The 20,879-nt window shown below is 31.2% G+C and carries 23 protein-coding genes and 1 riboswitch; of the genes, 19 read left to right on the forward strand and 4 right to left on the reverse strand.

Annotated elements, in window-relative coordinates:
• From AC0L3M_RS03935 to AC0L3M_RS03945, 3 genes are all read right to left on the reverse strand, one after another.
• Entirely contained in the window at positions 1-585 is a 585-nt protein-coding gene (locus tag AC0L3M_RS03935) for a TetR/AcrR family transcriptional regulator (protein WP_292945518.1), read from the reverse strand.
• A 115-nt stretch (positions 586-700) separates the two neighbouring features.
• Positions 701-2,002, reverse strand: coding sequence for a Na+/H+ antiporter NhaC family protein (locus tag AC0L3M_RS03940; RefSeq protein WP_473431906.1), 1,302 nt, complete (start codon positions 2,000-2,002; stop codon positions 701-703).
• A gap of 47 nt (positions 2,003-2,049) precedes the next feature.
• A riboswitch (SAM-I-IV-variant riboswitch) is annotated at positions 2,050-2,148 on the reverse strand.
• Positions 2,149-2,332: 184 nt separating this feature from the next.
• Entirely contained in the window at positions 2,333-2,980 is a 648-nt protein-coding gene (locus AC0L3M_RS03945) for a hypothetical protein (protein WP_473431907.1), read from the reverse strand.
• A 247-nt stretch (positions 2,981-3,227) separates the two neighbouring features.
• Between AC0L3M_RS03945 and AC0L3M_RS03950 the strand changes: the two genes are divergently transcribed.
• On the forward strand, positions 3,228-3,983 hold the full coding sequence (locus AC0L3M_RS03950) for an aspartate/glutamate racemase family protein (protein WP_473431908.1): 756 nt from the start codon (positions 3,228-3,230) through the stop codon (positions 3,981-3,983).
• Between the two features lie 7 nt (positions 3,984-3,990).
• Here the strand turns inward: AC0L3M_RS03950 and AC0L3M_RS03955 are convergent, their stop codons facing one another.
• The gene (locus tag AC0L3M_RS03955) at positions 3,991-4,887 is read right to left on the reverse strand and encodes an AraC family transcriptional regulator (RefSeq protein ID WP_473431909.1); all 897 of its coding nucleotides are present in this window, start codon (positions 4,885-4,887) and stop codon (positions 3,991-3,993) included.
• Positions 4,888-5,064: 177 nt separating this feature from the next.
• Here AC0L3M_RS03955 and AC0L3M_RS03960 point away from each other — a divergent pair, with 177 nt between their 5' ends.
• From AC0L3M_RS03960 to AC0L3M_RS04045, 18 genes are all read left to right on the forward strand, one after another.
• Positions 5,065-5,601 carry a BCCT family transporter gene (locus tag AC0L3M_RS03960; protein WP_473431910.1) on the forward strand — a complete coding sequence of 179 codons (537 nt, stop codon included), beginning with the start codon at positions 5,065-5,067 and terminating at the stop codon, positions 5,599-5,601.
• Between the two features lie 26 nt (positions 5,602-5,627).
• Positions 5,628-6,572, forward strand: coding sequence for a BCCT family transporter (locus tag AC0L3M_RS03965; RefSeq protein WP_473432470.1), 945 nt, complete (start codon positions 5,628-5,630; stop codon positions 6,570-6,572).
• A gap of 7 nt (positions 6,573-6,579) precedes the next feature.
• On the forward strand, positions 6,580-7,209 hold the full coding sequence (locus AC0L3M_RS03970; protein WP_473431911.1) for an alpha-ketoglutarate-dependent dioxygenase AlkB family protein: 630 nt from the start codon (positions 6,580-6,582) through the stop codon (positions 7,207-7,209).
• A gap of 220 nt (positions 7,210-7,429) precedes the next feature.
• On the forward strand, positions 7,430-8,089 hold the full coding sequence (gene nfsB, locus AC0L3M_RS03975; RefSeq protein WP_473431912.1) for an oxygen-insensitive NAD(P)H nitroreductase: 660 nt from the start codon (positions 7,430-7,432) through the stop codon (positions 8,087-8,089).
• Between the two features lie 18 nt (positions 8,090-8,107).
• A complete protein-coding gene (locus AC0L3M_RS03980) occupies positions 8,108-9,115 on the forward strand; it encodes a zinc-binding alcohol dehydrogenase family protein (protein ID WP_473431913.1) in 1,008 nt (335 codons plus the stop codon).
• Positions 9,116-9,405: 290 nt separating this feature from the next.
• Positions 9,406-9,882, forward strand: a complete 477-nt coding sequence (locus tag AC0L3M_RS03985) for a cupin domain-containing protein (RefSeq protein WP_473431914.1) — start codon at positions 9,406-9,408, stop codon at positions 9,880-9,882.
• A gap of 164 nt (positions 9,883-10,046) precedes the next feature.
• Complete coding sequence (locus AC0L3M_RS03990; RefSeq protein ID WP_473431915.1) at positions 10,047-10,880, forward strand: DUF4437 domain-containing protein; 834 nt, start codon at positions 10,047-10,049, stop codon at positions 10,878-10,880.
• A 2-nt stretch (positions 10,881-10,882) separates the two neighbouring features.
• On the forward strand, positions 10,883-11,989 hold the full coding sequence (locus AC0L3M_RS03995) for an L-dopachrome tautomerase-related protein (RefSeq protein ID WP_473431916.1): 1,107 nt from the start codon (positions 10,883-10,885) through the stop codon (positions 11,987-11,989).
• Between the two features lie 111 nt (positions 11,990-12,100).
• Positions 12,101-12,964 (forward strand): AraC family transcriptional regulator, encoded by an 864-nt coding sequence (locus tag AC0L3M_RS04000; protein ID WP_473431917.1) that lies wholly within the window; start codon positions 12,101-12,103, stop codon positions 12,962-12,964.
• A 123-nt stretch (positions 12,965-13,087) separates the two neighbouring features.
• Positions 13,088-13,933 (forward strand): enoyl-CoA hydratase/isomerase family protein, encoded by an 846-nt coding sequence (locus AC0L3M_RS04005; RefSeq protein ID WP_473431918.1) that lies wholly within the window; start codon positions 13,088-13,090, stop codon positions 13,931-13,933.
• Positions 13,934-13,964: 31 nt separating this feature from the next.
• Positions 13,965-14,948 carry a zinc-dependent alcohol dehydrogenase family protein gene (locus AC0L3M_RS04010; RefSeq protein ID WP_473431919.1) on the forward strand — a complete coding sequence of 328 codons (984 nt, stop codon included), beginning with the start codon at positions 13,965-13,967 and terminating at the stop codon, positions 14,946-14,948.
• Positions 14,949-15,158: 210 nt separating this feature from the next.
• Entirely contained in the window at positions 15,159-15,965 is an 807-nt protein-coding gene (locus AC0L3M_RS04015) for an SDR family NAD(P)-dependent oxidoreductase (RefSeq protein ID WP_473431920.1), read from the forward strand.
• An 85-nt stretch (positions 15,966-16,050) separates the two neighbouring features.
• The gene (locus AC0L3M_RS04020; RefSeq protein WP_292945482.1) at positions 16,051-16,671 is read left to right on the forward strand and encodes a MarC family protein; all 621 of its coding nucleotides are present in this window, start codon (positions 16,051-16,053) and stop codon (positions 16,669-16,671) included.
• A gap of 50 nt (positions 16,672-16,721) precedes the next feature.
• Positions 16,722-17,318, forward strand: coding sequence for a glutathione-regulated potassium-efflux system oxidoreductase KefF (kefF, locus tag AC0L3M_RS04025; RefSeq protein WP_473431921.1), 597 nt, complete (start codon positions 16,722-16,724; stop codon positions 17,316-17,318).
• Between the two features lie 3 nt (positions 17,319-17,321).
• A complete protein-coding gene (locus tag AC0L3M_RS04030) occupies positions 17,322-19,214 on the forward strand; it encodes a monovalent cation:proton antiporter-2 (CPA2) family protein (protein WP_473431922.1) in 1,893 nt (630 codons plus the stop codon).
• On the forward strand, positions 19,214-20,095 hold the full coding sequence (locus tag AC0L3M_RS04035) for a helix-turn-helix domain-containing protein (protein ID WP_473431923.1): 882 nt from the start codon (positions 19,214-19,216) through the stop codon (positions 20,093-20,095). Before AC0L3M_RS04030 ends, AC0L3M_RS04035 begins: the two co-directional genes overlap by 1 nt.
• A gap of 120 nt (positions 20,096-20,215) precedes the next feature.
• The gene (locus AC0L3M_RS04040; protein WP_292945470.1) at positions 20,216-20,581 is read left to right on the forward strand and encodes a hypothetical protein; all 366 of its coding nucleotides are present in this window, start codon (positions 20,216-20,218) and stop codon (positions 20,579-20,581) included.
• A gap of 93 nt (positions 20,582-20,674) precedes the next feature.
• A complete protein-coding gene (locus AC0L3M_RS04045) occupies positions 20,675-20,872 on the forward strand; it encodes a hypothetical protein (RefSeq protein ID WP_473431924.1) in 198 nt (65 codons plus the stop codon).
• The last annotated feature ends 7 nt before the right edge of the window (positions 20,873-20,879 follow it).

Below are 20,879 nucleotides of genomic sequence, written 5' to 3' on the forward strand. Positions count from 1 at the left end.
TTAATTACAAACTTTTATGCTGCTCCAAGCAGATTGATAGGCTTCTTCTAAATGGGCTTTATCTAATTGAAAAACACCACGTTTTTGGGTAATCATTAAAAACGATAATGGATTTATAGCATAGGCGTACAGTAAATAATCAGATAAAGGTTTAATAATACCTTCTTGTCTTCCGCGTTCCCAAAGGTCCAGCAGTGGTTGTAAGTGTTTTATACCTTCTTGTCTGCTTATCTCGTCAATCATTGGAGTGTTATCACATTGTGCTAAAAACATTGCGTTTTCACTTTCTTTTAATTTAAAGTCTGCAATACGGTTCCAAATTAGTTTAAAGCCAGCTTCAATAGGCATATCTTCTTTATAAGTCTCAAAAGCATATTTTGTGTAGTCTGCTTTAACTTCGACGTAAGTCTTATTTACTAAATCTTGTTTATTTTCAAAATACAAATAGATTGTAGCAGGTGAGACATTAGCCATTTTTGCTATTTTACTCATTGGTGTCGCATGAAAACCATTGTTGTTAACCAACTCGATTGTCGCCTTTACCAATGCGTTACGTTTATCTATACTTTTTTGAAGTTTTGCCATTTCTGTTTAAATTCTTGTGCAAAGATATGCAAAAATGAATGTTCATTCTTTTTTTAACAAAGATTTAATTTATGATGATTTAAGTATAAAACCAAAAGATCAAATCATAGTAACACTAGCGTAAACGTAAAGGCTTAAAGCTAATATAAATGATTGTGTAAATGAATAACAACGCTAAATACCAGGTGTTTGCAACTAAATCTAGATAATCAATTTTACCATTTGCAAAACTAAGTATCATTAAGACTTGTGCGCCATAAGGCAAGATTCCTTGAATAATACAAGCAAAAATATCTAAAATAGAAGCAGTTTTTTTGTTGTCCAAATGATATTGATCGTTGATTGTTTTTGCGATTGGACCAGCTATTATAATAGAAACTGTATTATTAGCAATTGCCATATTAATTGTACCAACCAATGCAGCAATACCTAGTTGTGCAGAACGTTTACTTTGAATTAAAGTTTTAATTTTACTAAGAATATAGTTTATCCCTCCATTTTTGTCCACTAAAGCAGCTAATCCACCTGTTAATAGAGATAACAAAAAGATTTCAGTCATACTGGTAAAACCGTTGTATGCGATTTTAGTAGACTCTATTAATGTGAAATCTCCATAAATAATTCCTAATAGTCCACCAGCAATAACGCCTAATAGCAACGTTACAAATACATTTATACCAATAATAGAAAGTAGGATAACCAATAGATAAGGCGTGATTTTTATAATGGAGTAGGTGTAGGTAATAGCATCTGTCGGTACAGCTTTTAATCCAAAACCTTGTATAATTAAAATACCTATAGTGATTAAAGCTGCAGGCAAAGCGATTTTAATATTTTGCTTAAACTTGTCACTCATTTTACAACCTAATGACTGTGTTGCTGCAATAGTTGTGTCTGATATTACCGAAAGATTATCTCCAAACATACTACCACCAAGTAATGCACCACATAATATCCCTAAATCTACATTGCTTTTATCTGCAAAACCAATCACAATTGGAGCTAATGCAACTATTGCACCAACAGATGTACCTGTAGATACAGATAAAAAACCTGCTATTATAAACACGCCAAAATAGATGTATTGTATAGCAATATAATCCAATCCAAGATTTACAATAGCGTCTACACTTCCAGTAGCTTTAGTTATAGTTGCAAATGCACCAGCCAATAAATAGATTAGGCACATGGTTAATATTTTATCATCACCACAACCTTTAAGCAGCGTATTTATTTTAGAGGTTATGGATTGTTTAAACATTAAAAATGCCACAATTATACCTACTATAACAGCAATTGGAGCTGGTAATGCGTAAAAATCGTTTTGATAAATTCCAACACCTAAAAACGTAAATACAAATACGAATAATGGTATTAATGCTGAAAATTTTGGAGTAATTGATTTTGACTTTGCCATGTTTCCTTTTCATTTTTAAAAGGAAATAGCAGCAAATAAAAGACATATGATTTAACATTTGTTCCAAATACTTGGCTTATCTATTTAGCACCTTGCTTGTTATTGCAGGTTGCTATCTCCTTTTATTGAGATTCTTGATAATTTATTTAAGTCGGCAAATGTATAGCATAAAGCTATACCAAAATATTAAAATACGTTAAAATTTATAAAAATATAAGAGATAAATTATGTTGAAAACCTGATTAAAAACTACTGTTTTCACAAGTTCGATTATATTAAGTGATTAGTTAAGTAGGATTGTGTAATAGTTTTAAAAACAGTTGTTTATAATTAAAAATATTTACTAGAAATATCATTGTCTTTGACAACTTTAGTTTTTAAAATAAATGTCATAAAAAGATAAAGCGACAAGTAATGACAAAACAATATTAATAAGGTGAAAATTTCGTTATAAAGAAAATATTCATTGATTGGAGATAAGCCAAGGTTGAAAATTGTGGCTACACCTGAGGCTAACAAAATTGTACCAGTAGGGTAATTATCACTAATATAAATCATAGCAAAAGTGATCGCATAAATAAATAAGCACAACGCACAAATAAACATGAATATTATGTTGTAATTCGGGATTTGATCAATCAATAAATCTACCACTGCATAAATTACATATCCAACTAAAAAAACGCCAAGTATAACAGATAATGACAGATAAGATTTTAATTTACTTTTTATTAAATACTTTTTTAAAATCAAGGTAAAAAGTATAAGGTATCCTGAAGTTAATAAGCTAATGGTATTAAAATATTTATTAAAAGCGTAAAAACTAATTATATTTAAAACCAGAAAAGCCAGTAAAGCTAGTAAAAATTTAGGATCGGCTTTCTTTTTAGTAACACTTACATATTTACAAATTAAAATTAGAATAACTATAGGAGAGATATAAATCAAATCTTTTTTAGATGTAAGTGAGACACTCATAATCAATACTGCTATTACAGCAATAAAAAAAGGATGTCAAAAAAAGAAGGTTTAATTTTAAACATTACAAAATGTAATAGATTACATTCAAATATAATTAAATGATTATCAACATATACCTGTTTTGTTAATTTATAATCAGTCTAAAACTAAATAAATTTAAAGTTTAATATTTATTTTAGATAAAATTTGATTTAAACAGCTTTAATTTGGCGTCTTATTCTTTTATAATTTATAAGAAGAACTTATGATGATAAACAAAATGATTGGTATAGTTGGTGGTGTAGGTAGTTACGCTGGTATTGACTTAATTAAAAAGGTATACGATTTAACCGAAGCGACTTCAGATCAAGATCATTTACCAGTGTCAATGCTCTCTGTGCCTCATAAAATTATTGACAGAACTAAATATCTTTTAGGCGAAACTGAAATAAATCCTGGTATTGCTATAGCAGAAATTATTGCGTCTTTAATCGCTAGTGGATCGTCTATTATTGCTATTCCGTGCAATACAGCACACGCTAAACCAATTTTAAGTTTAATTGAAAAAAGTATACCAGAATCTTGTGTTTTAGTTAATTTAATAGAAGAAGTTGGGCTTCATATTTCTACAAAGCATCCAGAAATTACCAAAGTTGGTGTTTTAGGAACTACAGGAACTATTTTAGCAAAAGTCTATCCTGAAGTTCTAGCAAAATACAATATTGAAGTCATTCAACCTTCCGAAGATATTCAGGATTTATTTGTGCATCCTTCAATTTATGATACATCTTACGGAATTAAAGCATTTTCAAATCCGGTAAACGAAAAAGCAAAAGAAAACCTAAGTATGGCAGCAACTTATTTATCTAGAAAAGGCGCACAAGCTGTAATTTTAGGATGTACTGAAATTCCGCTTGCTATTCAATATCAAAAAATTGAAGACAGCTTAATTATTGATGCAACAACCGTTTTGGCTGCTGCTTTAATACGCGAATCTAAAAAAATGGAATTAATAGCTTAACTACTCGTTAGGCTCTAATAGTTGGCGCGCAACTACCGCGTTTTAACAACATATACTCACCATTATTTTTAAACTCACGTATAGAAGTACCTGCGTAACGCTTAAACGTTTTAGATAAGTGGCTAACATCTGTAAAACCAAGCTCGTCTGCAATTTGTGTTAATGTGAAATCTGAATTTAACAAGCGTATTTCAACTAATTTCAGCTTCGCTTTAATAATATATTCTCTTAAAGACATATTTACTTGTTTCTTAAAATATTCACTTACGTAAGTAGAAGACATCATAAAAACATCGGCTAAATTTTCAACTTTAAGCAATTCAGTTTTATCAATGTTTTCATTAATATAAGTTAGCATTTTTGTAATCCTATCATCCGAATTATTTTTAGGAACTTCAAAATAACTTCCTTTTTTTATATTTCGTATTAACAACTCTAAAACACTTGTCATTAAACTAGTTACTAGGTTAACAGATTCTTCACCATAATTTCTAGATTCTTGTAAAATCATAGTTACTAGGCTGTTTAAATGGTTCCTGTCCATTTCATTTTTAATAATATCTCCTGGTAATTGGTTGTAATTAGAGAGTATGTAAGCAGCTTCTTTAAACCATTCGTTTCTATCAATAGTAATTCTGTTTACATTTTTAAAAAACGAATCTGTAAATTTTAAAAACACAAAACGTGTCGGTTTTTCAATAGTAAAAGAATGGCATTTTAATGGTGGTAACAAAAACATGCTGTTTTTTGTATAGTTGTAATCGTTGTAATTAATACACTGCGTACCTTCGCCATCTTTAATTAAAACCAATTCAAAAAAGTTGTTTTTAACAGGACGTTGTTTCCATTCTGTTAATTCTATTTCTTGTATTTCAAAAGGTTTATAGGCTTCTAATACTTGCATAATGATATGTTTTATGGATAATCAAGTACAAATCTAGAGAATTATTGATTTAAAAACTATTAATTCACTATTCAAACCTTTTTAGATACATAATTTTCCTTTTTATCTACCTTAAAACCTTGAATTTCTAGAATCGATTTCACCTAGAAATGTCTATTTTTACAAAAAAATATCCATTTGTTTTTAAAATACATTCAAAAACATTCTATTTTATCTATTTCTGTAGGTATCATTTTTATTTGCACTTTAATTGTGTTTTTTGCTACAGAAGCAAGTTATCATGCAATTGAAACCGCTTCATTATGGGTTAGAAATTATTTTGGATATTTCTATTTATACTTAGGTTTTGGTTGTGTTTTAGCATTGTTATTGGTTGCTTTTTCTAAATACGGAAAAATAAAACTAGGTAAACCAAACACCAAACCAGAATACTCGCTTTGGTCTTGGATTGCCATGTTATACAGTGCAGGAATGGGATCTGGTATTTTGTTACGAGCAGTGCAAGAGCCTGTTTTTATGCAACAAAACCCACCTTTTAAATCCAATTTACCTAATGAAACGCTTGCGCTAGAATTTACATTCTATCAATGGGGAATTACAGCTTGGGCATTTTACGGACTATTTGCAGTTATTGTTGGTTATGCTTTGCATGTTAAAAAAAGAAAGTCAGAATTAGTGCCACCATCGAAGATCGTATTAAAAATAAACCCTTAAAAGCAAGTGTAGATATTATAACGATTATCACCACAATTTTTGGATTAATAGCAGCAATTGGCTTAGGAACCACACAAATTAATGGCGGATTAAATCATGTTTTTAATGCTAATTTTGGGATAACTACAACCATAATTCTCTGTGTTTTAATCGCAACAATTGCCTGTTATTCTGCTTGGCAAGGTGTAAATAAAGGGATTAAAATATTTTCAAAATTAAATATTATTGTCACTTTGGTTATTCTGTTTTTCATCTTTTTTACTAGTGATGTTAAAGGTATTTTGGTTTCCTTTTTTACAGTAACATACCATTATATTATTGACTTTGTACCAATTAGTTTGGCGCTTGGAGATTACAATCCTGGTTTAGAGTTTTTAACCGGTTGGACCTTTTATTATTGGGCATTTTGGTTAGCTTGGGCACCTTTTACAGGCATTTTTATTGCACGTATTTCTAAAGGAAGAACTATTAGGCAATTGTTATTAGGTGTTTTAATTATTCCGTCTATCGGAACCTTCTTTTGGTTTTCTGTTTTTGGCGCTTCAGCATTCAATTTAATTGAAACTTGGGGAACATATAATAACGAATTCGGGAATGTATTCTCATCTATTTTTGTGTTTTTCGAGCAGTATCCATTTGCTACATTTTTAAACATCACTTCTATATTTTTATTAATTAGTTTTTTAATCACTTCGGTCGATTCTGCTGTATTTGTGTTGAGTATGTTTACAGATAAAGGCTCTAAAAATCCAAGTAAAACACATCGTGTTATTTGGTCTGTTTTCATTTTATTAGCAACCATTGCTTTAATCCTTTTAGGAAACATTAAAGCCAATGTCAATGTTCTAGAGGCTGTGCAGCGTTTATTAATTATAACGTCCTTACCGTTTTCATTTTTTATCATTATTATGTTTGGCTTTTTTATACAGGATTTAAGGAAAAAACGACTAAAAGCTAATAATTTAGAATAAGATTATTATGGATTTATTCAATCAAACAAATTTATTTTCTACAGAAGAAGTCCATAAAAGAGTATACGATTTACCTGGAGCAGATGTTATTTTATTCGAAAATTTCTTCAGTATAGAAGAAAGCAATACGTTATATAAAAATTTACTGAAAAACACACCTTGGCAACAAGAACAGATTACGATTCACGGTAAATTGGTAGATTATCCAAGGCTTACCGCTTGGTATGGTGATATTAGTAAAGACATTAAGTACACCAACACCAAAAGTAAAATGCACTTATGGAATGACGATTTGTTATTCATAAAAAACCGAATTGAAAAAGAAGTCGACATCAAATTTACACGTTGTTTGCTTAATTATTATCGTGACGGAAAAGACAGTGTAGATTGGCATCAAGATTATAAAGGAGCCCAACGTAAAAATACTGTTATTGCTTCTGTCACTTTTGGTGCAACAAGACCTTTTCAGCTAAAACACGTCTCTCGTAAGGATTTAAAACGTGTAGATATTCCTTTGGCAAATGGCAGTTTACTATTAATGCAAGGCGCTACACAAGAAAATTGGAAACATAAAATTCCAAAAACAGCAAAACAAATATCACCTAGGATAAATCTTACATTCAGGTGGATTGTTTAAAATTTTTAAACATTGTATTAATAAAGGTTTAACATTTACTTAATGTACGTTTAAGCGTAAAAAAACCTTGTTTATTACCCGTTTTATGAAAATTTTAAGAAAAAACCCTTAAAAAACCTCTTTTTGTACCTGTATTACCTTTTTTTGTACACTAAAAAAAGAAGTATGTGTATATACCTTTGCAGAGTAATTATTAATCAACTCATAAAAACACATACAAATGAATTTAAAAGAAATTTTAAACTGGAGATACACAACTAAGGAGTACGATGCAACCAAAAAGATATCTGATGCAGATATGGCTGAAATCAAAAACCTACTAAGAATGAGTCCTTCAAGCGTCAACTTACAACCTTGGCACTTTATAGTTGCTGAAACGACAGAAGGTAAAGCGCGTGTTGCAAAAGGAACACAAGGCTTTTTCAGTTTTAACGAACCTAAAGTAACTAATGCTTCAGCTGTAGTTTTATTTTGTTCAAAAATTGATGCAGATGATGAGTATTACCAACATATTGCAGATAGGGAAGATAAGGATGGTAGATTCCCTAATGAAGATATCAAAAATGGTTTTCTAGGTGCTGTCAAAACTTTTGCAGGTATTCACAAGTATGATTTAAAAGACCTACAACATTGGATGGAAAAACAGGTGTATTTAAATATTGGTAGTTTTTTATTAGGTGTTGCTAGTTTAGGAATTGATGCGACACCAATGGAAGGAATCGATGTAAAAGCGTTAGATGAAGAATTCGGATTAAGAGAAAAAGGATATACATCATTAGTCGCTGTGTCTTTAGGATATCATGCAGAATCTGATTTCAATGCTACGGATAAAACACCAAAATCTAGATTACCAGAAAGCGAAACTTTCACAATAATATAATTTCAAATTTTTTGTCAGATGAAAGCAATAGGATATAAAGAGAATTTACCAATAGATAATGTAAATTCTTTACAAGACATAGCATTAGAAACACCAAAAGCTACAGGAAGAGATATTCTTGTTGAAATTAAAGCGATTTCTGTAAATCCAGCAGATTATAAAGTACGTGCCAATATGCCTGTAGAAGGTGATGATTGGAAAGTAATTGGTTGGGATGCTACTGGAGTTGTAAAGGAAGTTGGTGAAGATGTTACTTTGTTTAATGTTGGAGATGAAGTTTGGTATGCAGGAGATTTTACACGTCAAGGGAGTTATGCAGAATTTCAAGTTGTAGATGAGCGTATTGTTGGCAAAAAACCTTCAAGCTTGTCCTATGCTGAAGCTGCTGCTTTACCATTAACCACACTTACAGCATACGAAATGTTGTTTGATAGATTGCAAGTGTCTAAAGACGATGCCAACAAATCTATTTTAGTAATTGGTGCTGCTGGTGGAGTTGGTTCTATCTTAGTACAATTAGCTAAAAAGCTGACAAAATTAAACATTATTGGTACGGCTTCTCGTGAAGAAACGACGTCTTGGTTAAAAGAATTGGGTGCAGATACTGTAATCAATCACAGAAATAAGTTGAGCGAAGAGTTTGAGAAATACAACCTTCCTGCACCAGAATATGTTGTTAGTTTAAATGCTACAGAGCATCATGTAGATGAAATTGTAAAGCTGATTAAACCACAAGGTAAATTTGGATTTATTGACGATCCAAAATCGTTAAACGTGATGCCTTTCAAAGGTAAAGCAGTTTCTACGCATATTGAGTTAATGTTTACACGTGCTATGTTTCAAACGGAGGACATGATTGAGCAACACAATATCTTAAACAAAGCTTCCCAATTAATTGATAACGGAACCATTAAAACAACCCTAGGTGAAAACTTCGGAACAATCAATGCTGAAAACCTTAGAAAAGCACACGCTTTTTTAGAAACAGGAAAAGCTAAAGGTAAAATTGTTTTAGAAGGATTCTAGGCTCTATGAGTCAAATAACAATGTTACGTCACTTCGAGTGAATTTTGAGGTACGAGAAATTTGTATCGAGAAGCCTAATAGATAAAAATGGTTCTCGATACAAAATTCTGAAAATAGAATTTCACTCGAACTGACAAACTAACTATCAATAAATAACAATGTCACTTCGAGTGTTTTTATTGAAATAGAATGGAAATAAAAATGTATCGAGAACTTAGGTACACGCTTGCTTTTCGAGACTAATGACTTTAAAAAAATCTTTTGAACTGACGTATTTAATAAATATAAAAATGAAAAACACACTAGCAGCACTAGCTGTAACTGCAATATTTGCCAGTAATACTGCAAATGCACAAGTAAATACAATAGATTCTGTAGCCACTTCAAAAGTGCAACATTTCAATTTTGACGATATGGCATCGGAAACCATAGGGAAAGGCATAAAACGCAAATGGTTTCACGGAGAAAAAGGACAAATGACGATTTTCAATTTAGAAAAAGACGCACATATTCCTTGGCACAAACACCCAAACGAGCAAATTACTTATATTATGTCTGGTAAGGTTAAAATAAAAACCATTATTGACGGAAAAGAAACATTTGTAGAAGTTGGAGCAGGAGAAGTGATTGTTTTTCCTGAAAATGTACCTCACGAATTTTGGGCTTTAGAAGAAACTGTAGATTTAGATGTGCACGTTCCTGTGCGTGAAGATTGGTTATCTAAAGAGCTACCAGATTATTTAAAAAAGACAGAAAAACAAGATTAGCGCGTCACTTCGAGTGAATTTTGAGTTATTGAAAATCAAAATATATTTTGATTGAAGATATAAGAAATTTGTATCGAGAAGTCATAAAATCAAAAATTCTCGATACAAAATTCTGAAAAAGAATTTCACTCGAACTGACATCATTAATTTAAACATAGAACAAAATGAAAAAAAATATCTTACTCGCATTAGCATTAGTCACTGGAATTTTTGCAAACGCGCAGACACCAACAACAGACGATATTAAATCTGTCAACGAAGTAGTAACCGCAGACAATGTGGAATGGGGTTGGTTAAATCCGCTACGAGGCGATAAAAGTCCAGCTGCCGGAAAACTTTGGGGAGATCGTACCAAAAACGAACCTGCGGGTTTTTTAGTGAAATTCAACAAAGGATTTTCTTCGCCACCACACATTCACAACATTACCTATCGTGGAGTAGTAATTCACGGTTTATTACATAATGATGATGAACAAGCCGAAAAACAATGGTTGCCAGCAGGATCCTATTGGCAACAACCAGCAGGTGAAGCACATATAACTGCTGCAGATGATCAGGAAAATATGGCGTTTTTAGATATTCAAGAAGGACCGTATTTGGTACAACCAACTTCAGAAGCTTTTGATAATGGAGAGCGTCCAGTAAATGTAGATAAATCGAATATGGTTTGGTTAAATGCCAACGATATAGAATGGGTAGCTTCAAAAAGTAATGTAGAAACTGCTTTTTTATGGGGAAGTCACGAAAAGAATCAACTGCGTGCAACGCTTTTAAGATTACCAGCAGGTTTTAAAGGAAAAATTAAAAATTTGAGTCCAAATTTTAGAGCTGTTGTTATTTCTGGAGGATTAACACACCAGTTTTCTAAAAAAGGAGATAAAAATGAATTAGCGCCTGGATCTTATTTTGGAGTCGAAGAAGATTCTAAATCTATTATTACTACAGATCAAGAAACTGTGATTTACATTCGTAGTAACGGAGATTTTAAAGTCAAGTAATTATGAAAAGGATAAGTTTACTACTTAGCTTAATCACTTCGGTTATGGCAATACAAGCACAAAATACGTTAACGGAAGTAGAAACGTATACAACCGTAGACCAAGCAGTAGGTAATATTGCTTTCACCAATGATGGCGATTTAGTGTACAGTCATCATCCATTTTTTGGACCAGAAATTAGAGTAGTAAAGTTTGATAAAAAGACAAATATAACTAGACCTTTCCCTAATTTGCAATGGAACACACCTAGAGATACCGACGATAATTACTTGAGTAATGTTTTAGGAATTCGTAATGATGAAAATGGTGTAATCTGGATGATAGATATGGCGCAGCGTAATAACGTAACGCCTAAAATTGTAGGTTGGAATACAAAAACCGACAAATTAGAGCGCATATATTACTTACCAGAATCTAGTGTGCCAGCCATTGCGCAACCTAATGATATGGTGGTAGATACCAAGAATGGTTATTTTATTATTGCAGATGAAGGTATTGGTAATGGTGGTGATGGGAGCAAAGCAGCTTTTATTATCGTAGATATGAAAACCGGTAAAACGCGTCGTGTTTTAGAAGGCACAAGATCTACACTACCAGAAAACACACCAACAATAATTGATGGTAAGCATTTGGCAGTAAACGGTAAGGATTTATTGGTTGGTAATGACGGAATTACAGCAGATAAAGATTTTGAATACATTTATTACGGACCGTTAAACGGACCAAAAATCTATAGAATTAAAACATTGGATTTAGTAAATGAAGATTTCACAGATGCTGATTTAGATAGCAAAATTGAAACCTACTCAGACAAACCAAACAATGGCGGAATGTCTATCGATAAAGAAGGTAACTTATATTTAACTGCTTTAGAAACCAAAAGTGTTGCTGTAGTTTTAGCCAAAGACCGTAGTGTAAAAACAATGGTACAAGATAAAAATATGGTATGGCCAGACGGTGTAAGTTACAACCATGTTGATGGCTATATGTACGTTTCTGCAGCGCAAGTAAACAGAGGAGCTCCTTTTAATGATGGTAAAGATTTATCTACAAAACCTTTTTATATTTTTAGGTTTAAACCAATTGCTGAAGGTGTTTCATTTAGATAATAAATATATTAATAATTGAATCCCTAATTATTGATTAATAGCAGGAAAAAGCCACGATAAACTGTGGCTTTTTCTATTTTAAATAAGTTGTAACTTTATAATAAAAATATTATGGCCAGAACGATTATCGAAAACATTGTGATTGCGAAATATCAGGAACAAACTTTTTTTGAGTTTTGTAAATACACAACCATTCGTTTTTTTGAAATTGTTTATTTTGAAAAAGGATCAGGAACCATAAAAATTAATGGTAAAACGGTAAATTATTCAGCCAATAGCATTTTTGTATTTATTCCTGATGATATTTATATTGTTAATCCCGAAACAGCAACAACAACTGTAGCTATTAAGTTTTTAAAGAGTTTTTTCAGAAATACGACTTCACAAAACGAAACACTTCCTGTGAACGATTGGTTTCGTAAAATAGAAGAAATCTTAAATAGTGAAAGTCACGAACTTCGTGAAATGCAGTTTGAAACCGAAGCAGATCGTTCGCATCTAGTCGCTTTAGTAAATATGGTGGCTACCGAATATTTAAACAAACACTCTTTCGATATTTTTATTATTCAGAATTCATTGTCCGTTATTTTACATTTAATTGCACGAAATATTCAGTTTATCAATGGATCAGATTCTGTAAAAGAAATAAAATCTTCTAAAATTCAACAAATCATCAATTATATCCATTCTAATATCTATAATTCTGACTTACTATCTACTAAAAGTTTGGCAGAAGAATTTCATATGGCAGATAATTACATCAGTGAATACTTTAAAAAACATACAGATGTTTCTTTAAAAAAGTACATCATCAATTATAAATTAAAGCTTGTTGAAACTAGATTAAAATATACCGATTTGCAATATTCTGAAATCGCATCAGAACTTGGTTTTACAGATTCTAGCCATTTAAACAAAACCTTTCAAAGCTATAAAGGCACAGGTTTAAGTGCTTTTAGGGCAAGTTTAGTATAATTTCATACAGAAACCTTATTTTTTACTAATACCGCTTCGTTTTCTACCAAATAAAACCTTGATCTCTATTTTAAATTTGCAGTGTAATTAATACACACACAAAACAATTTAAAATAAGATATTATGGACTACAAGAACTTTCAAACATTTACAGCAAAACAAAACGGAGGAATTTTAACAGTTGACATTAACTTCGGACCAGTAAACGTACAGGGACAAGAAATGTTAGCCGATTTAAGCAGCTTATGTTTACGATTAGAGCGTGATAGAAGCGTAAAAGTTGTAGTTTTTGAATCGTCTAATCCAGGATATTGGGTATGTCATTATGATACCGATTTATTAAAAGATTTATCTACAGAAGCAGTTCCAAGAAACGAAATTCAGTTATTAGACTTACAAGCTATATTAGAAAGATTAAGCAATGTACCCCAAGCAACCATAGCAAAAATTGAAGGTTTTGCAAGAGGTGGTGGACACGAAATGGCATTAGCCTTAGATATGCGTTTTGCAGCTAGAGGAAAAGCGAAGTTTATGCAAATGGAAGTAGGTATGGGCATTTTACCTTGTGGTGGTGGAGCTTCTCGTATGGCAAGACAAGCAGGTTTAGGAAAAGCACTAGAAATTATTTTAGGTGCAAGAGATTGGGATGCAGATGAAGCTGAAAAATTCGGTACCATAAACAAAGCTTTAGATGCTGATGAAATTGGTGCTTATGTAGATGCTTTAGCACAACGTATTTCTCAATTTCCAGCAGATTCTATTGCAGCTTCTAAACGTGCAGTATACGCATCTATAGATTTACCAATTAAAGAAGCTTTAAAAGAAGAAGCGTATCAATTATTTCAAGCGACAAGTAAAACACCAGCTGTAAAACGTTTTCAATATGCAGATGATAATGGTGCGCAATTTGACCATGAGAACCAAAAGAATTGGGAACAAATGGTAATAGATATTCAAGCAGTAAATTAATAAAAATTATAATAAATAAAAGAAGATAGATATGAAAGCAATGCTTATAAACAACTACGGAGAAAACGGAAATTTCGAAGTATCAGAAATAGCAAAACCAGAAGTAAAAGCAAATCACGTATTAGTAAAAATAGCAGCATCTAGTGTGAATACTATTGACATGATGATTAAAAATATGGGATCAGATTTACCATTATCACCAGCTGCACCAGCCTTATTAGGTATGGATTTCTCAGGAACAGTAGAAGCTGTTGGAGAAGGAGTAGAGGGTTATAAAGTTGGAGACGAAGTGTACGGTTGTGCTGGTGGATTAGCAGATTTACCTGGTACATTAACAGAATACATTGTTGCAGATAGTAGTTTAATTGGTCACAAACCAAAAGACTTGACTATGCGTGAAACTGCAGCTTTACCGTTAGTAGCGATTACAGCTTATGAAGGGTTAACTAGAGCAGGAGTTAAAGCAGGACAAAAAGTATTAGTACATGGTGGTTCTGGTGGTGTTGGTCACTTAGCAGTGCAATTAGCGAAGTACTTTGGAGCAGAAGTTTTTGCAACAGGAACTGGAGATAATCAAAAAGCAATCGTTGAAAAATTTGGTGCTACGTTTATTGATTACATGACTGAAAAAGTAGCAGATTATACTGCTAAATATACAGATGGTGGTTTTGATGTGGTTTTTGACACAGTTGGTGGTCCAAACCTGACTAACTCTATGGAGGCGGTTGCCTTAAACGGACACATTTCTACAACAGTTTCTTTATTAGAAATAGATTTAACTCCGTTGCATTTTAAAGGTGCATCGTTACACGTGGTGTTTATGTTAATTCCAATGTTACATAACTTCAATAGAGAAAATCATGGTAATATTTTAGAAAAATTAGCTAAAATTTCTAACGAAGGTCACTTAACTCCAATTGTAGATGAAAATCAATTTTCATTAGAACAAGTTGGCGATGCTTATGCACATTTAGCAAGCGGAAAAGCTATTGGAAAAGTAGTCGTTGAGAATTAAAAAATTTATGGGTTTTTATAAAATCCATTTAGTTGGTTAGTAGTTTAAAATGCCTCTTTTTAGAGGCATTTTTTTTGTTATTATAAAACAAACCTTGAAAATTACCTAAACAACCATTTTTACTACTTATAAAGCAATCAAATTCATAGTAACTTTGTAATAGAAAAAAGATAGAATAAGAATTCTTATCAATAAAAAAATATAAACATCATGAATAAACAAATATTAATCACAGGAAGTACAGACGGAATAGGTAAACTAACCGCTCTAAAATTAGCCAAAGAAGGCAATACAGTTTATATTCACGGTAGAAGTGAAGCTAAAGTTAACAACGTAGTTGCAGAAATTAAAGAAGCATCAAACAACGAGAATGTAAAAGGATTTGTTGCAGATTTTTCAGATTTAAATGCTGTAAAACAACTTGCTGAACAAATTAAAAGCGAAGTCCCAAGTTTGGATATTTTAATTAACAATGCAGGAATTTTTAAAACCGCTTCAGTGAAAACAGATGCTGGTTTAGATATTAGAATGGCTGTTAATTATTTGGCGCCTTATGTATTAACTGAAAATATTTTACCAGTTTTAGAAAAAGGAACAGAAACAAGAATGGTAAATTTAAGTTCTGCTGCTCAATCCACAGTGAAGAAAGGTATTTTAACAGGAGAGGTTTCTATTAACGCAAGCGATTCTTATGCGCAAAGTAAATTAGCATTAACCATGTGGAGTTTCCATTTTGCAAAACAACACCCAAATATTACAACAATTGCTGTAAATCCAGGATCGTTATTAAACACTAAAATGGCAAAAGAAGCTTATGGCCAACATTGGTCTCCAGCAGAAAAAGGTGTGAATATTTTATACGATTTAGCAACATCTGATGCTTATAAGGACGCTTCTGGTAAGTATTTTGATAATGATAAAGGTGAAAGTATTGGTCATTTTGCTTCAGCACATCCAGATGCTTATGATGAGGCTAAAATTGAAACCTTGTTAGATATAACCAACAGTTTGGTTTAAAAGTTAAATTTAATTGTTAAATTATAGAAAATTTATTTTTTTGTTAAAAGATATTCTAGTTCTTGTACGATTAATTTCAAACTAAATGGATAACCTAATTACCTTTTCTATTGCTGTTTTTACAGCATTTTTTGCAATAACAAACCCAATTTCAAACATGACGGTTTTTTTATCCTTAACTCAAGGTGCAGATAAAAAAACAAAGCATGATATAAACAGACGTTCAAATTTTATAGCATTTATTATAGTTGCTGTTTTTGTACTTTTAGGTAAGTATATTTTCGAGTTATTCAATATTAGTATTCCTGCTTTTAAAATTACTGGAGGCATATTAATTTTTTTCATAGGTTTTGATATGTTACAATCTAAAACATCCAATGTAAAAACCATAGATAATGTAGATATAGATGAAAACATAGCTGTTTCACCATTAGCAATTCCAATATTAGCTGGACCAGGAACTATTGTAACTGCTATGAATTTTGTCGCAAATGTAGAAACTGTACATATAATATTAGTGATTTCTATTTTTGGTTTAATGAGTTTATTAACTTATTTCACTTTTAGGTTAAGTGATATAATTGTCAAAATTTTTGGTAATAATGTAATTTCTGTTATTGGAAAAATTATGGGATTAATTATAGCTATAATAGGAACAGGTATGATTATTCAAGGTATAAAGTTGTCTTTCAATTTAATTACCTAAAATATACTAAAACTGTAATTTTAAATCTTAAATTGAAGTTATTTCAAAATATGAAAAAAATTCTAATTCTTTTTGCTCATCCAAAATTTGAAAAATCTAGAGCTAATTTGGCTTTAATCAACCATATAAAAGATAAAGAAAATGTGACGCTTCATGATTTGTATGATGAGTATCCCGATTTTCATATAGATGTACCTAGAGAGCAGAGACTTTTACAAGATCACGACATTATTATATGGCATCATCCGTTTTATTGGTATAGTTGTCCGCCTTTAATGAAACAATGGATTGATATGGTTTTAGAATTTAATTGGGCTTATGGTCCAGAAGGAAAAGCTTTGCACAATAAAACGTGTTTAAATGCCATAACAACTGGTGGATCCAAAGAAGTGTATTGTTCAGCAGGATATAACAGCTTCACGGTTGAGCAATTTTTAAGACCCTTTGAGCAAACTGCAAATTTATGTGGCATGTCCTATTTACCGCCATTTGCAGTAATGGGAACTCATAATCTTTCCGATGAAAAATTAAATGATTACAAAATTAATTATGGTAAATTAATAGATTTGCTTCAAGCCGATTTAACGCTACATGATTTTGAGAAAAAATCATTTATTAATGACATTCCACAACTTAAAATCACTTAAAATATGACTGGAAGTTTACTTTTTGAAGCCATAGTGTTTTTAGCAGGAGCGATTATATGCGTGTCTATTGCTAAACGATTAGGGTTAAGTTCTGTTATTGGTTATTTATTAGCAGGTGTATTAATTGGACCTTATGTATTAGGTTTTATTGGAGAAGAAGGTCAAGATATTTTACATTTCGCAGAATTTGGTGTCGTAATGATGCTATTTCTTATTGGGTTAGAAATTGAACCTAAAAACTTCTGGAATATGCGTAAAACCATACTCGGAATGGGAGGAATACAAGTAGGTGGCACCATGTTGTTAACCTATTTACTATTCACCTTTTTAGGATATAAATGGGAAGTCGCATTAGTAATTGCTATGGCTGTAGCATTATCGTCCACAGCTATTGCTATGCAAACCATAAAAGAAAAAGGATTGATGGATACTACCTTTGGGACTTCCGCATTTTCTATTTTATTATTTCAAGATATAATCGTGATTTTTATGATTGGTGCAATGCCTTTATTATCTAATTCTAAAACAGAAGCACAAACCAATAATCACAGTGAATCTTTAAGCCTAATAGAGAGTTTACCACTTGGGTTGCAAACAATAGCTATTATTCTATCGGTAGTTGTTATTATTGCTTTAGGACGCTATATAATTGTGCCCATGTTAAGAAAAGTTGCTAAAACGGAAGTAAGAGAATTACTTATAGCTGCAGCATTCTTAATTGTTTTTGGTATATCTTTTATTATGGAGTTAGTAGGTATTAGTCCTGCTTTAGGTGCTTTTTTAGGTGGAGTAGTACTATCTAACAGTGAATTTAAACATGAATTAGAAAGTACATTAGAACCTTTTAAAAACTTACTATTAGGTTTATTTTTTATGGCAGTTGGAGCTTCTATTAATTTTATAGTAATAGCAAAAAGTCCGCTTACTATTGGAGGCGTTTTAATAGCAATTGTGGTATTAAAAGCTGTCGTTTTATTTATTACAGGTCGTGTTTTTAATCTAAAAATAGATCAAAAGTTACTTTTAACTTTCAGTTTAGCACAAGTTGGAGAATTTGCTTTTGTATTGTTATCTTTTGCTTTTGGACTTAATATTTTGGAGCAACAACAAATGGATATGCTCTTAGTTATTACAGCTCTAAGTATGGGATTAACACCAATTTTAAGTATAATTAACGAGCGCTTTATACTCCCAAAAGTAGGTACTAAAGAATCAATTAAACGACCTATGGACCATATTGCAAAATCTCAAAAAATAATTTTAGTTGGGTTTGGTAATTTTGGAAGTACAGTTGGTCGCTTTTTAAGGTCACATGGTGTGGAAGCTACAGTATTAGATCAGGATTCAAATCGTGTTGATTTTTTACGTAAAATGGGATTTGAAGTGTATTATGGAGATGCAACACGTTTAGATTTATTAGAATCTGCAGGAATTGCGGAGGCTAAAATATTAATTATTGCTACCAACAAATTAAGTGTAACTAAGGCTATTAGTAAAATTGTAAACGAAAAATATCCACATATACAGCTCATGATTCGTACTAAAAATAGAGAAGATGCGTACGAATTGTTAAACCTTGGACTTGAAAATTTTTATAGAGAATCACTGGACACTTCTTTATCATTAGCTAGTGATGTATTGCATAAGCTAGGATTTAGAAAATACACCCTTAATAGACAGGTTAAAAACTTTATTAAATACGACGAAACCAGTTTAAGACGCTTGGCAAAAGGACCTAAACGTGATGAAGATTATATATTTAAAGCAAGAAAAGAGCTTAAAGAACAAGAAGAATTGTTAGATGCAGATTTTAAAAGAGGTATTGTAGATTTTGATAACCATTGGGACAGCGAACATATTAGAAAAGCATTAGAAAATTTTAATACTAAAATGTAATGCCAAAGGATATTCCTCAAATTGTTTTTAATTCTAAAAAACCAAATAATAGCGGAATTGAAATTTTATCTATTGAAAACCTTGCTAATAGAAAAGATCAAGTTGTAAGTCATCATCCGGAAAAAGCACACCAAGTAGCTTTTAATATGATTGTAGTGTATACTGCAGGAGAAAGTAAACAATTGGTGGATTTTGTATGGCACACGGTTAAAAAAAATACGATAATACATATATCTAAAGGTCAAATTAATGCCTTTCAGTTTACTAAAAATCTTAAAGGTTACATCTTGTTGTTTACTGAAGATTATCTTTTAAAACAAATTAATGCGTTACCAAAAAATGAATTAATTAGATTATTTAATGCGCACTTGTTTTCTCCAATTATTCAAGTACCAAAAGACTCTAATGTGGTTCATTATATTGAATTATTATTTGAAGAATACCATAATCAGAAAGAAGATTATAATCAAGAAAACACGTACAAATCCCTTCATAATATAATTTTTTCAAAATTAGAACGCTTAAAACAATATCAAACAATTCATTTAAAACAATCTAAACAGCTTAATACTTTTTTAGATTTCAAATCTCTTTTAGACCTTCATTTTAAAACTAGTAGAAATGCAGATTTTTACGCAGAAAAGCTTAATATTACCTACAAACACTTAAATACTATATGTAAAGCTACAATAGCTATTACTGCAAAGCAATTTATAGATCAATTTGTGGTGTTAGAAGCTAAACGATTACTTATAAACTCTGAAATAAAAAGTACAGAATTAGCTTATTCATTGGGCTTTGAAGAGTCTACAAACTTTGTAAAATACTTCAAGAAGCATACAGGGTTTACACCAAATAAATTCAAAAAGAACTATTTGTAATTTTAGGTTCGATATTTACCATTTTTACACTCATATTCATCTTTAACATAATCTTGTTAAATCTTAAATTTGTTCACATAAAGACCTGTAAACAAGTAAGAACCAAAAAATAACAAAATTATGAAATATCTATTAATTCTATTAACAAGCTTTACCTTATTAAGTTTTTCAAAAAAAGAAAACGACAAAAATTCTTATGTTATTGAAGTAACAACTTATAAAATTAAAGCCTCAGTAAGTACAGAAAACTACTGGATTGAAGACGCAAAAGTAGACACTAATTACACAAGTAAACAACCTGGTTATATAAGTAGAGAAAGTGCATACAACGAAGAAACAAAAACGTTTTTGGTCGTAGCCAAATGGAAGTCAATGAAAGATGCAGAAGCTTCTATGACAAAATTTATGAAAGATGAATCTGTAGCAAAATTTGCAAACATGATTGATGGTAGCACTATGAAAATGTCTCGTTACTTAGTAAAGTAATAAAAAATGATTGATAGCAAATATAAAAGGTTACCTATGGTGGCCTTTTATTATTTAAATAAATTAAATCTATTAATAATTAAAAAAAATCTAATGTCAGACATAAAAATATGCCCAACTTGTGGTGCAAAAGCAAAATATAAAGTTAAAGAAACTGTTGAATTGTATGAAGCAGTTCAAGATGAGGATGCTTTTAAAAAAATAGAGCAACTTAAAAAAGCAATGCAAAAATTTAAGGATAAAGCAGAAGCTTTACAAAAAGAGATAGAAGCATTAAAATTTAAAAACTAAACAACTT

It is taken from the genome of Olleya sp. KJ81-1 (assembly GCF_055808135.1).

Bases quoted from the DNA above. Each gene is read 5' to 3' on its own strand.
- AC0L3M_RS03935 (WP_292945518.1), bottom strand. From the start codon at position 585: ATGGCAAAACTTCAAAAAAGTATAGATAAACGTAACGCATTGGTAAAG.
- AC0L3M_RS03940 (WP_473431906.1), bottom strand. From the start codon at position 2,002: ATGGCAAAGTCAAAATCAATTACTCCAAAATTTTCAGCATTAATACCA.
- AC0L3M_RS03945 (WP_473431907.1), bottom strand. From the start codon at position 2,980: ATGAGTGTCTCACTTACATCTAAAAAAGATTTGATTTATATCTCTCCT.
- AC0L3M_RS03950 (WP_473431908.1), top strand. From the start codon at position 3,228: ATGATGATAAACAAAATGATTGGTATAGTTGGTGGTGTAGGTAGTTAC.
- AC0L3M_RS03955 (WP_473431909.1), bottom strand. From the start codon at position 4,887: ATGCAAGTATTAGAAGCCTATAAACCTTTTGAAATACAAGAAATAGAA.
- AC0L3M_RS03970 (WP_473431911.1), top strand. From the start codon at position 6,580: ATGGATTTATTCAATCAAACAAATTTATTTTCTACAGAAGAAGTCCAT.
- nfsB (WP_473431912.1), top strand. From the start codon at position 7,430: ATGAATTTAAAAGAAATTTTAAACTGGAGATACACAACTAAGGAGTAC.
- AC0L3M_RS03980 (WP_473431913.1), top strand. From the start codon at position 8,108: ATGAAAGCAATAGGATATAAAGAGAATTTACCAATAGATAATGTAAAT.
- AC0L3M_RS03985 (WP_473431914.1), top strand. From the start codon at position 9,406: ATGAAAAACACACTAGCAGCACTAGCTGTAACTGCAATATTTGCCAGT.
- AC0L3M_RS03990 (WP_473431915.1), top strand. From the start codon at position 10,047: ATGAAAAAAAATATCTTACTCGCATTAGCATTAGTCACTGGAATTTTT.
- AC0L3M_RS03995 (WP_473431916.1), top strand. From the start codon at position 10,883: ATGAAAAGGATAAGTTTACTACTTAGCTTAATCACTTCGGTTATGGCA.
- AC0L3M_RS04000 (WP_473431917.1), top strand. From the start codon at position 12,101: ATGGCCAGAACGATTATCGAAAACATTGTGATTGCGAAATATCAGGAA.
- AC0L3M_RS04005 (WP_473431918.1), top strand. From the start codon at position 13,088: ATGGACTACAAGAACTTTCAAACATTTACAGCAAAACAAAACGGAGGA.
- AC0L3M_RS04010 (WP_473431919.1), top strand. From the start codon at position 13,965: ATGAAAGCAATGCTTATAAACAACTACGGAGAAAACGGAAATTTCGAA.
- AC0L3M_RS04015 (WP_473431920.1), top strand. From the start codon at position 15,159: ATGAATAAACAAATATTAATCACAGGAAGTACAGACGGAATAGGTAAA.
- AC0L3M_RS04020 (WP_292945482.1), top strand. From the start codon at position 16,051: ATGGATAACCTAATTACCTTTTCTATTGCTGTTTTTACAGCATTTTTT.
- kefF (WP_473431921.1), top strand. From the start codon at position 16,722: ATGAAAAAAATTCTAATTCTTTTTGCTCATCCAAAATTTGAAAAATCT.
- AC0L3M_RS04030 (WP_473431922.1), top strand. From the start codon at position 17,322: ATGACTGGAAGTTTACTTTTTGAAGCCATAGTGTTTTTAGCAGGAGCG.
- AC0L3M_RS04035 (WP_473431923.1), top strand. From the start codon at position 19,214: ATGCCAAAGGATATTCCTCAAATTGTTTTTAATTCTAAAAAACCAAAT.
- AC0L3M_RS04040 (WP_292945470.1), top strand. From the start codon at position 20,216: ATGAAATATCTATTAATTCTATTAACAAGCTTTACCTTATTAAGTTTT.
- AC0L3M_RS04045 (WP_473431924.1), top strand. From the start codon at position 20,675: ATGTCAGACATAAAAATATGCCCAACTTGTGGTGCAAAAGCAAAATAT.